This is a genomic window from Novipirellula aureliae (genome assembly GCF_007860185.1).
In the GTDB taxonomy this organism is placed as follows: Bacteria; Planctomycetota; Planctomycetia; order Pirellulales; family Pirellulaceae; genus Novipirellula_A; species Novipirellula_A aureliae.
This window is the reverse complement of record NZ_SJPY01000008.1, coordinates 236,802-251,327: the sequence shown is the minus strand read 5'-3', so window position 1 is coordinate 251,327 and position 14,526 is coordinate 236,802. Positions and strand designations below refer to the sequence as shown.

Sequence of the window (14,526 nt, the reverse complement as noted above, 5' to 3'; positions counted from 1 at the left end):
ATAAGTCTATGGGCCTGACGATTCAATCACTTTTGCAGCAGCACCTTGACCGCTTTAGCCAACAGCATCCGCTCTCCTCGGACATGCTGGGCGCGGCGGTGCGAATGCGTGATTGCCAAACCGCAGCGATGGGAGGTCACATCAACAGTTGTCCCGACGGCCACTTTCACCAAATCGCGTACAACTCCTGCCGCCATCGCTGCTGTCCGCAGTGCAACTGCTTGGCGCGAGTACGCTGGTTGGAGGGTTGGAAACATCGCTTGCTGTCTTGCCCTCATTACCACACGATCTTTACGACGTCACACGATCTGTTACCGCTGTGGCGATACAACAAAGATGTCTTTGCTGACACGCTATTCGCTGCCGCTTCGCAGACGCTGATCGAATTGCTACGTGATCCCAAATACCTGGGCGCGACCGTTGGGCTATTGACAGCGCTGCATACCTGGAGCCAAACGCTGGCCGAGCACGTCCACCTGCACGTCTTGGTCAGCGCTGGGGGATTGGACGATTGGGGCTGCTGGAAAGAGCCCAAGAAGTCGTGCTTGTTGCCTCGCAAAGTATTGATGATCAAGTTTCGTGGTAAGTTTCGGGCGATGTTGCTCGAGAAGCTCGACCGAGGTGAATTGGTGGTTCCTCCGGACACGAGCGAAGCTCGGTTGCGGGGTCTGCTCAACAAGCTTGGCCGGACCGTTTGGAACGTCAAGATTCTCGATCGTTATGATCATGGCGAAGGCGTGGCCACGTACTTGGCGAACTACCTCAAGGGGGGCCCGATAGGTAATCGTCGCTTGTTGTGCGAACGAGAGGGTCGAGTTTACTTTCGTTATCGAGCGCCGACCCAGAGCGGCAGTGATCGCAATCGTCAGAGCGTAACGAGTCTCGCGGTGGATGACTTCATTGCCCGGTTACTCGAGCATGTTCCTCCGCGTCGTTTTCAAGCGGTGCGAGGTTATGGGCTTTACTGTGGCAATCAACACAGTCGTCTTGACGAGGCGCACGAGGCACTCGGGAAGGCACTCGGGCTCGAGCGACCGGAGACGGAGGTCGCGATCTTGAGTGTCGAGAAATTCCTGGAGTCAATCGGCCGCGAGGATGCAGGCAAATGTCCGACCTGTGGCGCGGAGTTAGTCTCGCATGGTCATTTTGAGCCAGGCCGTCCGCCGCCTCTTCGGGTCATCCGTTTGTTAGAGCAGAAAAGAGGCGTTGCATGAAGTATTGCCAATGGATGACCAAGGGAAAACAAGCGACTGTTCAATTGGGCTCAGAGTGCGCGCCGAGGCTCTCTTGGTTTACTTCGGGTCGGCAAATTCTCGCTCGCACAACGGGCGTCGATCCTGGTAATCCCCTAAGCGATCCTCTACACTAGCGTGGCAACGGAGGCAAACGGCCCTCCACCAGTTCAACAAATCGTTGCACCCGCGACTCGGCGTGAACCGTTTTGGAAGTCAAACTCCAGCTGCCGAGTAGGGGTGAACTAAATTGTTCCGCATTGAAAAAGGACCATGCATGTATCGCTCATTACTCCTGATTACTTTTTTGGTTTCATACTGCGATCAGCTTCTGGCTCAAGACGTCAAGTCGAGCGATTCCGGCATCGTTGAGCACGTCGTTCAGATAACAGAATTCGTGTTGACAGATGACGGTCCAGATACGTTGGAGGAGATTGCTGCGAACTTCTGGAAATATACGGCCGATGGAAAAGGTGAAATAGTTCAACAGTTTTCACTGACGGTGCAGGATGGACACAATACAATGCTGGCTCAGTCAATACCGATTGAACTTCTGCGGCCATCAAAGTCGGAGCACCGTTTTCAATCCACCGACGCAGCGTTGGCCAAACATCATCATTGGATTGGCTCTGCTATCCAGTTGTCCGCAAAAGCAAATGAGCAGTCGGTTCAGATTGTGTTGACTTATGCCCATTCATTCGTGCCAAATTTGTCACCCGATTCGAAAACGACTGATTTAGTCGTAGTGAGGGCAGACGAAAAACTGGATCTGAATAATGCGGTTCCGGTGGCAATTAAAACTGAACCGGTGGAACACAACGCGAGACTTTTCGATCACGAGGTACCACCGATCAGCAAGAAGATATATTTAATCGTTTCCATTGATCAAAAGCCTAACAGTCGCATTGCACCACCAATCGGAGAAGCGGAACCATTCCGTGCACCGGAGACGGCGAACTAGCGTTTTTTATAATGGACAACTTTTCCCGCCGTCCCGGTGACGGCCGCCGTTATCGCACTTATGAAGGATGACATGAACCCTACTGTATCAGTCATGACCAATCGCGGCGTCATCGTTGTCGTTAGTTGCATCGCGTTTTGTCTTGCGGGATGTGTTTCGTTGCGAAACGCACAGCGAGAGCCCAACGCTACCCTCGTGGAAACGATTGCACGGCATGGGGGAAAGATTGAATACCATCGCGGACTTGGACCCAAAAGCGGGCATGTGAAAGCAATTTCATTGCCTGCGTCTGCACTGCAGAATGTCGATCCGGTGACCTTTGACGTTTTCCAGTATTTACGAGTGCTGCACTTAAAAGAGATACCGAGCGGCGCCTCTGGAAACACCTACGAGACGGCTTGTTGTGTCAATGGAAAAGCGGAGCTCTTGAAGCTGACGGAAGAATACCGCAAAGCTGGACTAATGCGATAACCAAGGAATTGCACGGGAGTCGGGCGTCACGCGTTTCTGAAATGCAATCTTTTCACAGCCCGACCCCGTGAATTCCGGCGTTATCTGGCTTAACCGAAACGCTGTCATTATCTTGCCAATATTTGATGGTAACCGACGAACACTGAACGTTCAGATCGCAGCAAACTGTTGCAATTTTCTGGGACTAACCAAAAAGGGAATGGAGCGGCGATGAAGACCAAAAAGAACAGATCGATCGGTGCACAAGGTGCGGGCATCGCCCTTGGAATCTCAATCGGGACGGCTATCGGTGTTGCGACGGGTAACCTGGCAATTTGGCTGGCACTTGGCGTCTCATTGGGCATCGTATTTGGTTCCGCTGGCAGGTTCCAAAATACTGCATCAGACAAGGGTGGAGAATAACTTCGTGAACGAGAGGAACCCATCGCTTGTCCCATAGTTGCAACCACAACAAGCACTCCGATACAAAAAATCGCCAGATAACCAATAAGGATTTGACTTCGCGGAGTGAGGTACGAACGTAGCCGAAGCTCAAGTCCTCTGTTCAACCATCGCATGCAACGGAGGACGGGTGGCACGCGTTTTGATATGCTTGCAAGTGTCTCGCCCGACCCCGCTGATGCGTAGCGTTCGTCGAATTGAGTTGCACGCGTTTGAACCCATACGATTCTCCTTTGGCGCCCAGCGAAGACTCGATTTCGGATGACGATCACGCCGTCGGGCTGCGTCGTTTGATTAATCGACCCGCATTTGCAATCGCCTGGATCTTCGCTTCGACACTGTTTGGAATCGGCTTCATTCTCTTGATGCACAGCATCTCTCCGATTCCGCCAATCGACTTCACTTTCTATCTGCGTTTGTATGCGGCAATCGGTGCCGTAGCCGGACTGCTGTCGTGGTACACGGCATACTTGGTAGCCCTGAAGCGAATCTTGTTTGGATCATTGCTAGTCGCACTTATGCTGCCGTACGGATTCGTCACGCTACTCGCGCTGGCGGCAAATCCCGTGGTTGCGATCTTGGCCACGATCATTTTCGGCGGGGCGCTAACAATGGCGTATTTGGTGCGTCCTGTTTGAAAGTGATAGACTGAGCAAGGTCGTCGCCAATAGGAAGCGTGGTCTCGCTGCCGAAAATCGACGAACCATGACATGCAACGGAGGACTCGAACACGCGATTGGGCAATGGTTGCTCGTTCGCTCGTCCCCGCTGATGTCCAACGTTCGGCCACAAGAGTCGGTCACTATCAAATGCTCACTTACAAAACGGAGAGACCTAAAATGTCGATTATCCGCCACTGTTTCGCGTTGGTGTTCTTTTCTGTTTCGAGTTTTACATTTGCCGAAGAAACAGATGTCACCGGCGGGGAGATTGAGAATGTCCTCAACGCCTACTTCGATGCAATTTCGAATCGGAACGCCGACCAACTGCGAGCCGTGCTTGGGGATCATTTTGTTGGTATCGACGCGGCAACCTTGAAAGGAAAACGGCAGGCTAGAATCGAGATCGTCGACACCGCTGACGAAACCTCCTTGTTCCCGCCAAAAGGTAATTTGGACATGGTGGGGCTGAAGGTATCGTCGACGGAAGTGAAGACATTAGCTTCAAACCGTACTGTGGCGTTCGCGTCGTTTGTCGCGTCCCGTCCATTGCGAGAAAAGGAAGCCGAGCGGCTTAAGGGTGCGTTGAAGTTTCTAGCCGATCTACCAGATGATTCTGAGCACTTCGCTAACGCGGCCGCACAAAGAACGTGGTTGGAAAAAACACTCACTGCGAACGCATTTGCGTTCCCTATGTTCGCAATGTTGGGACGCCACGGGGACGAGTGGAAGGTCATCTGCATGGCCTTTCCGGAGTAGTCATTCAATGTAGTCATTCAATAACGTTGGTGTATGGCCGAACCAAACGATCAACCGCAGTCGGCCACGAGCGTTTGCTCTGTGGTCAGCGTTAATCCGGCCGACGCGGTTAACCCAAACGTTCCGCAATATGAAGTTGACGCTGATTCGATTTTCACTGAGGAAGTTGCTTTTTTTTGTGGTTCTCTCTGCGCTGACAATCGCAGCGTACCAATACGTGAATCGCCCGTTTACAACGGCGGAACGAATCGACAACTCTTTCGACTTTCATGCAATCGGTGCATATCCCGAGGTGCACCGCTTCGGCTTTCATAGCGAGGTGTTGCATGCTATCGCGAAATCAACGCCTGAATCACTACAGCGTCCGGCCGTTGTGGCTTCGTGGGTCCGCCCTGACACGAACGAACTGGTCGTACTGTTCCTGGCGTCATCTGTCCTGATCGACGGCCTCAGTTTGCGTGATGACGACGAGACTGTCACCTACATGCCTTTGCGTCCTGACCAACTAGCCGAGAGTATCCGCAAACGCCCATCTGCTATAGATTTCCAAATCGACGTGTCAATCGATGCGCGGCATGCGGCCACACTTGAGTCGATTGCGTTAACTCGCGACAATGCAATAGTGACCGACTATTTCTCGCTGCGTCGTCCACACGCCCAAGATCGTGCGGAACCATGAATTCGCTTTACGCTTGCTTGTCAAGCGCCCTAGCGGCAAGCGAGCCGATGCACATAGCGTCATCTGTGAGAAGATTGCAAACGGTACGATTGCTAAATAACTAGGTACCGTCTTGAGGCTGACCTGGGGTCGCGGGTCAAAAAACCAGAATGACGTTTTGGTTCCATCGCTTCTTTCAAGTGTACGACGGAAGGCCATTCATGTTGCCACGGTCGCGCGGTCGCTGTGCCTCTCCCCCTGTCACCTTTTGTGCTCGCAGGTCCTAGGTTGTCATCGGCCCGCAGTCATGCTGCACCAGGATCGAAAACAGACACCAGGGCCATGATGAGTTAGCGAGGTGGCGGCATTGCAGCAAGACCAAAATCGATAATGCACTGAGCTGGCGACAATGGTGCAATGAGCTGTCCACCGCACTGGCTCAGTGAGTTATGAAATGTGACGAAAAGTTTTTCTTCGTCAGTTGCAGAACGAGCAAGACAGTTAGTCATGCAAGTACCGACGAGCGGATCTAGTTCGCTGTTTCCAATTGAACACATCCGATTGCCTGCACTCCCTTTGCCATTGGCAGCGTCTTCGTGATCAATGAACCGAACTTGACCTGTGAACAATCGACAACGCCCCACACTCGCGTTTGACGGCCTCGCGATCGAGAACGGCAAATCATGCGTTTGTTTGCTCTTCGGAAGCTATGCGTGATTCTAGCCGCCTTGCGAGTGCCAATACTTCATCACGTGCGGCCCCATGCATTGACTGAAACAAAACTAGTAATTCAACTTCATCTTTGTTTCTGGGATACACCAGAGATACAACACCCTCGGAAGTGTCGTTTTTCCCGGTGTTTTCGATGGTTTCTGTGTGACTCATAATCCCTTTGTCGCGGGTTCGAGTCCTGCCACCCCTACTTTTCGCATGGCTCCGCATTTGCTCGTTTTTCCTATAAGAAACGCGGGCCTTTTTGTGGATGCGTTCTTGTCCGTGTCGCCCGCTTCGGCGCATACTCCCCGCATCGACCCTGACAAGTCGAAGTATCCGAAATAGAATCGCTTTTGAAGCGTCCTTCCGATTCGCGTACCTGAATCGCACCCTCCATCGGTGCACGTTGCAGCCCAATGGGTGGGTGCTGCAACCATGTCGGCATCGGCTTGGATCACGTTGTTCACGTACGCAAGCTTGTCATTATCCGTTAAATCCCCTCTGAAAAGATCATTCACCTTTTCGATGATTTCACGAATTCTTCGCAAGAGGTCCCTTTAAAGGCTCTTGGACCAACTTGCGGCCAGCGACCAATCGGTTTCCAGTTGGACACCGTTTAGGTCCTGGTACAACGTAGGAACGAACTCAACGTTTAGCAGATTTTCACCCAGCAGAGCGGCAGCTCCAAGTCCGAGGTTCAATGAGTAGCCACCGCGAAAGTCTTCGACGTTGGTGCTGATCACTGCGTCAGGCGTCTCAAGATCAACGCCGTCAAAATTGCTGCGCCAGAGATTCTGGATCCGTATACTGGTCGACAAGTTGTTGGTGATAAGCTGGCTGTACCAAGCGTTCAGCCTGTAATCGTCGCTGACCGAGTAACCGCGGTAGTTCCGGCCAATCGGTAGGTCGGTTTGGAACTGGGCACCGAACGATCCGAATTCGTAGTAGCGTTTCCAAGTAATGCCAGGGCGAGCGTTGAACGTACCCGAGCCAAGTCGCATCGGATACGGGAGCGTTTGGTCAGAATGACCGTTCGTCGGAATGGACGTGGTTCTGTAGATATCACCTGTCGGTAAAGACGCACCGAGATTCAAGATCAGGTCATCATCTTCATCCGAGTAGAGACGCACCAGAGCTCCGATGCCCGTATCCCCAAGGCCGCTGTTGTGCACGGTGAATGGTAACCCACGGAGCGCCGCCGCCGGAAATGTTGGCCCCCGCAGGTGATCCATCGTAATGCTGGGCAACATCAGCATCGTGTAAAGCGTTACGTCTTCGGTGTAGCCATACATCACATGCAACATGTGCATTTCCATCGTCATATTCGTCGGCGTCGCGAAAAAGCCATCACCAAAACCGAGCGCATCCTCGTCGCTAAGGCTTTGGGAACCGGCGCGATTGCCGTCCATGAACATGTTCATGTACTTGTATTCCACCATCCACTCGCCAGGCTTATGGAGATGGTCACCCATCAGGGAGGCTGGAGCATGCTTGTCAGCCCGCGACCGTAAATCGTCGTCGGCTTGGATGGGTAAAGAGAGCGATAGCGCCGTCAGCGCCACCATTGCCAAAGGCATCCGAAACTTCATTGTAGAATCCGTCCGTTTAAATCGTTGACCGAGTACCGCTCCTCACATTCTAGCTATCGACACACCCCCATTTTGAACAGGCACGAAACGGCGGGAATCACGGTCCGTTTTCTCCGGCCTGTACTCATAACGATGATTTTCTTCCCAGCTTACCAACGAGCCGATCCAATCATCCGATCTGGTTTAATCGGTAAAGTGCACCTCGGTGCCTACCGAAGCCCAGTCGAACGAGGACGCCAATGATGGCGATGCCGACGAGTCATTCGATCAGGGAAGAAAACTCGTCGCTAGTCGTTTTTGGCTAGTTCCATTGATCGTCATCGAATGGAAACGGAAAAACGCTTGATTGGAAAAATGACAGATGAAGGTCGCTCCGCGCCAGCGGCCTGCTGATTTAGTCGGTTTGACTCGACTTATTGTTTAACGCCAAGCCATAGGCGACCGCTTATGGAAAAGCTGACGCCTTCGGCTAAGCGTTAAACGATTAAATCAGCAGGCCGCCAGCTACGAAAACAATGCTTTGTGTGGAGCAAGCGATCGTACAACCAGCGCGGAAGCGGCATGGCGCGCCGATGAGCGATCCAACGCAAGTCCGCATCGGCGTAGCGATCAACGTGAGTCGATTCAGTTACTTTTGGTAGTGAACGGGGCGACGCGTCCATGCAAAAGGACTCGTTACCTCGTCCACTACCCGAAAATGAAAGATTGACAAAGCACTAGCCTGGATGATTCATGAGATTCGCCGTCACTTGAGTAGTTCGTTAGAGCGAAAGCGCTTGTGTGAATCCTTGGAGAAACACTCTGCGAATGAGTCGGGCTCGTGCTTTGGCAGCGCATTGGTGATCGGTCTTGCTGCCGAAACGTGGGGCACGCCTCCGAGCTTACGACCAACGCAAAGAACGCAGCAATAACATTTGTAGCCGGCATCCACGGAGGCCGTCGATGATGCTAAAATAGAGAGAGAGGATATTTCCTGTTTCAACTACAAGTCTGGTCACCGCCATGTCCGCCAACTTGTCCACCAATTTGCCCACCACTGAGTTCAATCCTGCTGGCGAAGCCTTAGGACGGTGGTGGACCCCGCAAGACGACGGTCGCATTCTTTGCGAGCTATGTCCGCGGGCCTGTCGGTTGAAACCAGGAGACCGTGGATTCTGTTTCGTCCGCACCAACCATGATGGCCGAATGGTCCTCGACACGTATGGGCGCAGCACTGGTTTTTGTATCGACCCGATCGAGAAGAAACCGCTGAATCATTTTCTGCCTGGCACGGCGGTGCTTAGTTTTGGAACGGCTGGTTGTAACCTGGGCTGTAAGTTCTGTCAGAACTGGGACATTTCCAAGAGTCGTGAAGTTGCCAGGCTCAGTGATCCGGCCACGCCCGAGGCGATCGCCCAGGCTGCCATGCAGTGGGGATGTCGTAGCGTTGCCTATACCTACAACGATCCCGTCATCTGGGCTGAGTACGCGATCGATACCGCAGCAGCATGTCGGGCGGTTGGCATCCAATCCGTAGCGGTAACGGCGGGATACATCAGCCCACAGGCTCGCGAAGAGTTCTTCGATGCCATGGATGCGGCCAATATCGATCTGAAATCCTTTAACGAAGAATTCTACCATCGCGTCACAGGATCGCACCTACAGCCTGTGTTGGATACGATTCGCTACGTCTGTAACGAGACCGATGTGTGGGTCGAATTGACCAACCTTGTGATCCCCGATTCCAACGATCATCACACGGAACTGCAGCAAATGTGTGATTGGATTTTAGAAACCGTTGGGTCGGACGTCCCAGTACACTTCACGGCATTCCATCCCGATTTTCGTATGACCGACCGGCCTCGCACATCTCACGAGAGCTTGATCGAGGCTTACGACCTGGCCCGCAAAGCCGGTTTACGCTACGTCTACGTCGGCAATATCCATGACCTCCGCCGGCAAAGTACGTTCTGCCCAAACTGTGGCAAGTTACTGATCGAGCGAGATTGGCATCAGCTGGATCGGTACGAAATGAATGAGAATCGATGTGGATATTGTCAGCATGTGATTGCCGGCGTGTTTGAATCCGAGCCAGGGAATTGGGGACGACGCCGCCAACCAATTCGGATTTCTGCCCCTCAAAGAACCCCGTTGCCACCATCAAGGAGACTCCGATGTCGACTGCTACGAGTGACCAGACAAGCGACGATGGTTTTGACCAACAAGCCCGGAATATGATTCACCAGGTGGCTAGCCAATTGGTGTCCGCCGCAGTCAGGAACACGTCGGTTAACGCTGACACTTTGTTAGGTGATCTAGCGTCTCGACGTGTTGCAGGGGTTTATGTGACATTGAAACGCGGCGACACGCTACGCGGCTGTTGCGGAGTGCAGGGCCAGCCGATGCCGTTGGGACAGGCGCTCGCCCACAGCGCACAACGCACCGCTAAAGAGGACCCGCGAATGGCTCCCATCGCCGAGGCGGAGTTGCCCTACTTGGACCTCACCGTGTCGTTGCTTGGCGAACCACGTCCGATTGGCGTCAAAGGTGATGAACGGATTGATGCTGTGCAAGTCGGCAAGCATGGCTTGCGAATTCGGATGGGCCATCATGCCGGTTTGTTATTGCCGTCGGTAGCTCGAGAAAGAGGTTGGACGTCACGTCAGTTCCTAGACGCGGTGTGTCGCAAAGCGGGACTACCACCGGGTGCATGGCGGAGCGATCAGGCTACGGTGGAACTCTTTGATGGAATCGATTTTGGAGGTCCCCTTGCTGTCGATACGGCCTTGGATCAACAAGAGGCGAGCGTGGTTGATGAGACTGACCTGAGTCAATTGGTGCAGTGGATTCGCTACAACCTCGATGCAATTCAGACGGGCGCCACCCCATCCTATTACGCAATGAATGTGGTGGATATAGAGGTGCTCGGCGTGGTACTACAGATCAAATGCCACAACGAGAATCTGCCCCATAGCTGGCTACAGCTCGTCTTTCGAGATGGGATGCCACTGCAATCCAAACTGTTTGAATTCACCCAAACAGCCGCAAAGTCACTTGCGGGATATGGCCCGGCAGGCGATTGGGATGTTCGAGTGGCGGTTCTTTCATCGGCGATTCACCATGGTCTGGACTCAGATGCTGATTTGCGGGGTATGGATTGCCAGCGCCGTGCGATCGTGGTCCGCGACGCAAAACGGGTTGCACTGGCGTATGATCGCCGAGCGGACTCGCAGCAGTTGCTTGAGCAGGCACTCCGGCAGCAGCCATTCCGCTCGGGTAATACCGAGGTCTATTCCGTCGTATGTGATGCGTCAGTCGGGGAACTGACCGTGTCGATTGGTCCTCAAGCACAATCGCAAATCACCACGCGACCGCCAGCCGTCGCGGGAACCTTTTACCCCGCCAAGGACGTGGAGCGGGAGCAGATCGTTGATGAGTGTTTCAAGGGCTTGCCAGAGATCGAAAAGCAGACGGTCGCGGCAGCCATGGTTCCACATGCAGGGCTTCGTTTTTCAGGTCGGATCGCGGCCGATGTTTGGCGTCGTATTGAGTTGCCCGAAACCGTCTTGATCATTGGCCCCAAGCACACTCGTGATGGAGTTGATTGGGCCGTTGCGCCACATGACTTTTTTCAAATTTCGCCAACGGCTGGTTTGCCAGGGGATGCTGTATTGGCACAACAGTTGGCCAATGCCGTGCCAGGCATGCAATTGGATGCTGCCGCCCACCGTCGAGAGCATGGCAGCGAAGTTCAGTTCCCGATTCTCTATCGATTGAATGCCAAAACCAAAGTGGTTTCCGTCGCCATGCAGGGCGGCAGCATTGATGAACTGGCGGAGGCGGCAAGGGCGCTAGCCAATTGGTTGCGTGGACTGGAAAAGCCACCCCTTTTGGTGATCAGTAGCGACATGAATCATTTTGCAGAGGAAGACGAAACCAGACGCCGAGACAAACTTGCCTTGGATATGCTTCGAGCGAACGACCCAGCGGGATTGTTATCGATCTGCGCCGAGGAGGATATCAGCATGTGTGGCCAGATTCCCGCGGCCCTGGTGCTACTGACGCTGAAGGAGCTTGGCAAGCAAGTCGACTATCAACAGATCGCCTACGGCACGTCCGCCGACGTTTCGGGAGATCGATCACGCGTGGTCGGCTACGCCGGCGTACGGTTCTAGAGCATTTTGAACAATGATGCACACGGCAAACGCAGCCGCGTTCGCCAGAGCGTGGTCCACCGTCTGGGGTCGAGCTCGAAAACCTGCCACGACCACCAAACCTCGTAGTGGATCTTGTTAAAGATCCTTAGAGCATGGGATCTTTAACAAGATCCACTACAACACCCTTGAGAGCATGGGATCTTTAACAAGCTCCACTACAACACCCTTGAAAGCATGGGATCTTTAACAAGATCCACTACAACACCATTGAAAGCATGGGATCTTTAACAAGATCCACGACAACACCCTTGTGACCGGTTGTCGGATGGCATCCAATCCCATTCGCTGCTAGCGTAAACGAATATCATCACGAAACACATTCTTGACAATTTGAAGAGAGCACCCAACCAATGAACTTGAACGCGAATCCGCTTGCCTATCTGATGCTATGCCTATTGTCCTGGAGCCTAGCAACCAAGACCGTGTCCGCGGTGGAGTTCACCGTTACTTCACCCTCACGAAACCACTCGATTCGTTTCTCCCTGTTGGAAGGGATTCCGCACTACAGCGTCTCTTATCAGGACACGGTCATTCTCGATCGTTCACGTCTGGCGTTGCGCATCGCAGACGCTCCCTTCAGCGATGAATTTGTGGTCGACGCAACACGAGCCGACGCTAAGAGCGGCAGTTGGGTTCCTGTTGCTGGTTCCAAGAAATCCTATCCGGATACATACAACGAAAACGTCATTGAGCTGCGAGAGGCAAGCGGAGAGCAGCGTAGACTGGATCTCACGTTTAGAGCATACGACGAGGGCGTGGCGTTTCGCTACACGATTCCTGAGCAGGCGGAATTAGCGGATTTCGTGATCCAATCGGAAAACAGCGAGTTCCAATTTACGGACGATCACTTTGTCTATTGGGATGATTACCCACAAGCGAAGTATTCTAAAGTGCGAATTTCTGAGATGGGCAACCATGCCATACGACCGCTACTTGTCGAGTGCGACTCGCATTTTGTCGCGATTGCGGAAGCGGGAAGTCTCGAGCATTACGCACCCATGATGCTCAATCGATCCGGCAAAAATCGCCTCGTGACACGGTTCCGAGAAGGGACCGTTTCGGGTGCGAGTCCATTGTCGACTCCATGGCGAGTCATCATGGTCGCCGATAAACCCGGAAACTTGGTAGAAAACCACTACCTACTTCAGAATCTCTCGGCCCCCTGCGCATTGAGTGACACCTCCTGGATCAAACCTGGAAAGGTATGGCGAAGCAACACCACGACCCGTGCAGCCAAGGCGATCATCGATTACGCCGCTGCCAATAACTATCAATACGTGCATTATGACGCCGGCTGGTATGGGCCTGAACGGGATGCAAAATCCGACCCACTGACCGTCATCGACGACATCGACATGAAGGAGGTGATTCGCTACGCGGATGACCATGACATTGGTCTGATTTGCTATATCAACAAGATTGCCATGTCCCGATATGATCTCGACAAAACGTTTCGCACCTACCAAAAATGGGGCATCCGGGGCGTCAAGATGGGGTTTGTCGATTGGCAAAGCCAAGCGGACATGGAATTCCTGTTTTCAGCCATTAAGAAAGCGGCTGAATATCAGCTCGTCGTTGACATCCACGACAACTTCCGCCTCACCGGGATTGAAAGAACGTACCCTCATCTGCTGACGGTCGAGGGAATTCTAGGCAACGAGGAACGGGCCGACAAAGGGAACCCGCCGCAGAATGTTCTGACAACGTCGTTCGCCAGGATGATCGGGGGAGCAGGCGATTACACACCCTGCTACCTAAATGGTCGGGTCGTCAGTCGCTCGTTCCAGTTGGCGTTGGGTGTCATATTCTATAGCCCGCTGCAATATCTGCATTGGTACGACCAAGTCGATCAATATGCCGGAAAGTCCTTCCCCGAGCTGGAGTTTTGGAAAGAGATGCCAACGACCTGGGATGACTCAAAAGTGATCGATGGATCCATTGGAAGCTACATGACGGTCGCCCGAAGGAAAGGAGACAGTTGGTTTGTAGGAACGATTGTCAATGAAGCTCGCAGCCTTGACATCCCGCTGCATTTCCTCGGCCAAGGAACGTTCACGGCAAAGATCTATGCCGAGGATCCAAAAAGCAAGAAGAACGTCATCATTGAATCGCGAGATGTCACGTCGGGTGACTCCCTAACGGCAACCATGAGTTCCGGAAGCGGACATGCGATGTGGATTTCCCCAGCTTCATCTGATTAGGCCTGCACCTTATTTTGACTTTAAGGTAGTGGATCTTGTTAAAGATCCCCATACGGAAGGATCTTTAACAAGATCCACTACGAATTAAGGTCGCACGAGTGCTTCGGCGGCTTTTAATTGGGGGTCGTTCTATTCGTGGCGTAGGCTTCCAGCCTGCGATTTGCGACGATTACGGATTGGCAGGCAGGATGCCTACCTCACCACGTTTTAATATTGCTGAAGCACTCGTTTCCGTAGGCGTGTACTTAAGGAATTTTTGATGTGAGCCGACGGCGCTAGCCGCGCGTGTCACCTTATTTTGACTTTAAGGTAGTGGATCTTGTTAAAGATCCACATACGGAAGGATCTTTAACAAGATCCACTACGAATTAAGGTCGCACGAGTGCTTCGGCGGCTTTAAATTGTGGGTCGTTCTATTGGTGGCGTAGGCTTCCAGCCTGCGATTTGCGACGATTACGGATTGGCAGGCAGGATGCCTACCTCACCACGTTTTAATATTGCTGAAGCACTCGTTTCCGTAGGCGTGTACTTAAGGAATTTTTGATGTGAGCCGACGGCGCTAGCCGCGGGTATCACCTTATTTTGACTTTAAGGTAGTGGATCTTGTTAAAGATCCCCATACGGAAGGATCTTTAACAAGATCCA

The 14,526-nt window shown here is 52.9% G+C and carries 13 protein-coding genes; 10 read left to right on the top strand and 3 right to left on the bottom strand.

What is annotated here, in order from left to right; translation table 11 throughout:
• Positions 1-8 precede the first annotated feature (8 nt).
• The 7 genes from Q31b_RS23265 to Q31b_RS23235 all read left to right on the top strand — a co-directional run bounded on the left by Q31b_RS23265 (position 9) and on the right by Q31b_RS23235 (position 5,202).
• Positions 9-1,214: an IS91 family transposase gene (locus tag Q31b_RS23265; protein ID WP_146602052.1), complete on the top strand. Its 1,206-nt coding sequence runs from the start codon at positions 9-11 to the stop codon at positions 1,212-1,214.
• Between the two features lie 268 nt (positions 1,215-1,482).
• Complete coding sequence (locus tag Q31b_RS23260; RefSeq protein ID WP_146602051.1) at positions 1,483-2,193, top strand: hypothetical protein; 711 nt, start codon at positions 1,483-1,485, stop codon at positions 2,191-2,193.
• A 72-nt stretch (positions 2,194-2,265) separates the two neighbouring features.
• A complete protein-coding gene (locus Q31b_RS23255; protein WP_146602050.1) occupies positions 2,266-2,664 on the top strand; it encodes a hypothetical protein in 399 nt (132 codons plus the stop codon).
• 210 nt (positions 2,665-2,874) lie between these two features.
• Positions 2,875-3,066: a hypothetical protein gene (locus Q31b_RS23250; protein ID WP_146602049.1), complete on the top strand. Its 192-nt coding sequence runs from the start codon at positions 2,875-2,877 to the stop codon at positions 3,064-3,066.
• Positions 3,067-3,317: 251 nt separating this feature from the next.
• Entirely contained in the window at positions 3,318-3,743 is a 426-nt protein-coding gene (locus Q31b_RS23245) for a hypothetical protein (RefSeq protein ID WP_146602048.1), read from the top strand.
• A 201-nt stretch (positions 3,744-3,944) separates the two neighbouring features.
• Complete coding sequence (locus Q31b_RS23240) at positions 3,945-4,523, top strand: hypothetical protein (protein WP_146602047.1); 579 nt, start codon at positions 3,945-3,947, stop codon at positions 4,521-4,523.
• 130 nt (positions 4,524-4,653) lie between these two features.
• Positions 4,654-5,202: a hypothetical protein gene (locus Q31b_RS23235; protein WP_146602046.1), complete on the top strand. Its 549-nt coding sequence runs from the start codon at positions 4,654-4,656 to the stop codon at positions 5,200-5,202.
• A 508-nt stretch (positions 5,203-5,710) separates the two neighbouring features.
• Here Q31b_RS23235 and Q31b_RS28610 read toward each other — a convergent pair.
• The 3 genes from Q31b_RS28610 to Q31b_RS23225 all read right to left on the bottom strand — a co-directional run bounded on the left by Q31b_RS28610 (position 5,711) and on the right by Q31b_RS23225 (position 7,484).
• Positions 5,711-5,866 carry a hypothetical protein gene (locus Q31b_RS28610; RefSeq protein ID WP_197172130.1) on the bottom strand — a complete coding sequence of 52 codons (156 nt, stop codon included), beginning with the start codon at positions 5,864-5,866 and terminating at the stop codon, positions 5,711-5,713.
• A gap of 196 nt (positions 5,867-6,062) precedes the next feature.
• Positions 6,063-6,413 (bottom strand): hypothetical protein, encoded by a 351-nt coding sequence (locus tag Q31b_RS28605; RefSeq protein ID WP_231617788.1) that lies wholly within the window; start codon positions 6,411-6,413, stop codon positions 6,063-6,065.
• A 39-nt stretch (positions 6,414-6,452) separates the two neighbouring features.
• Positions 6,453-7,484, bottom strand: coding sequence for a transporter (locus tag Q31b_RS23225; RefSeq protein ID WP_231617787.1), 1,032 nt, complete (start codon positions 7,482-7,484; stop codon positions 6,453-6,455).
• 1,002 nt (positions 7,485-8,486) lie between these two features.
• Here Q31b_RS23225 and amrS point away from each other — a divergent pair.
• The 3 genes from amrS (at position 8,487) to Q31b_RS23210 (ending at position 13,881) form a co-directional block, all read left to right on the top strand.
• Positions 8,487-9,701, top strand: a complete 1,215-nt coding sequence (gene amrS / locus Q31b_RS23220) for an AmmeMemoRadiSam system radical SAM enzyme (protein WP_146602045.1) — start codon at positions 8,487-8,489, stop codon at positions 9,699-9,701.
• The gene (amrB, locus tag Q31b_RS23215; protein WP_146602044.1) at positions 9,638-11,638 is read left to right on the top strand and encodes an AmmeMemoRadiSam system protein B; all 2,001 of its coding nucleotides are present in this window, start codon (positions 9,638-9,640) and stop codon (positions 11,636-11,638) included. Before amrS ends, amrB begins: the two co-directional genes overlap by 64 nt.
• A gap of 425 nt (positions 11,639-12,063) precedes the next feature.
• A complete protein-coding gene (locus Q31b_RS23210) occupies positions 12,064-13,881 on the top strand; it encodes a glycoside hydrolase family 97 protein (protein ID WP_390622349.1) in 1,818 nt (605 codons plus the stop codon).
• Positions 13,882-14,526: the final 645 nt, after the last annotated feature.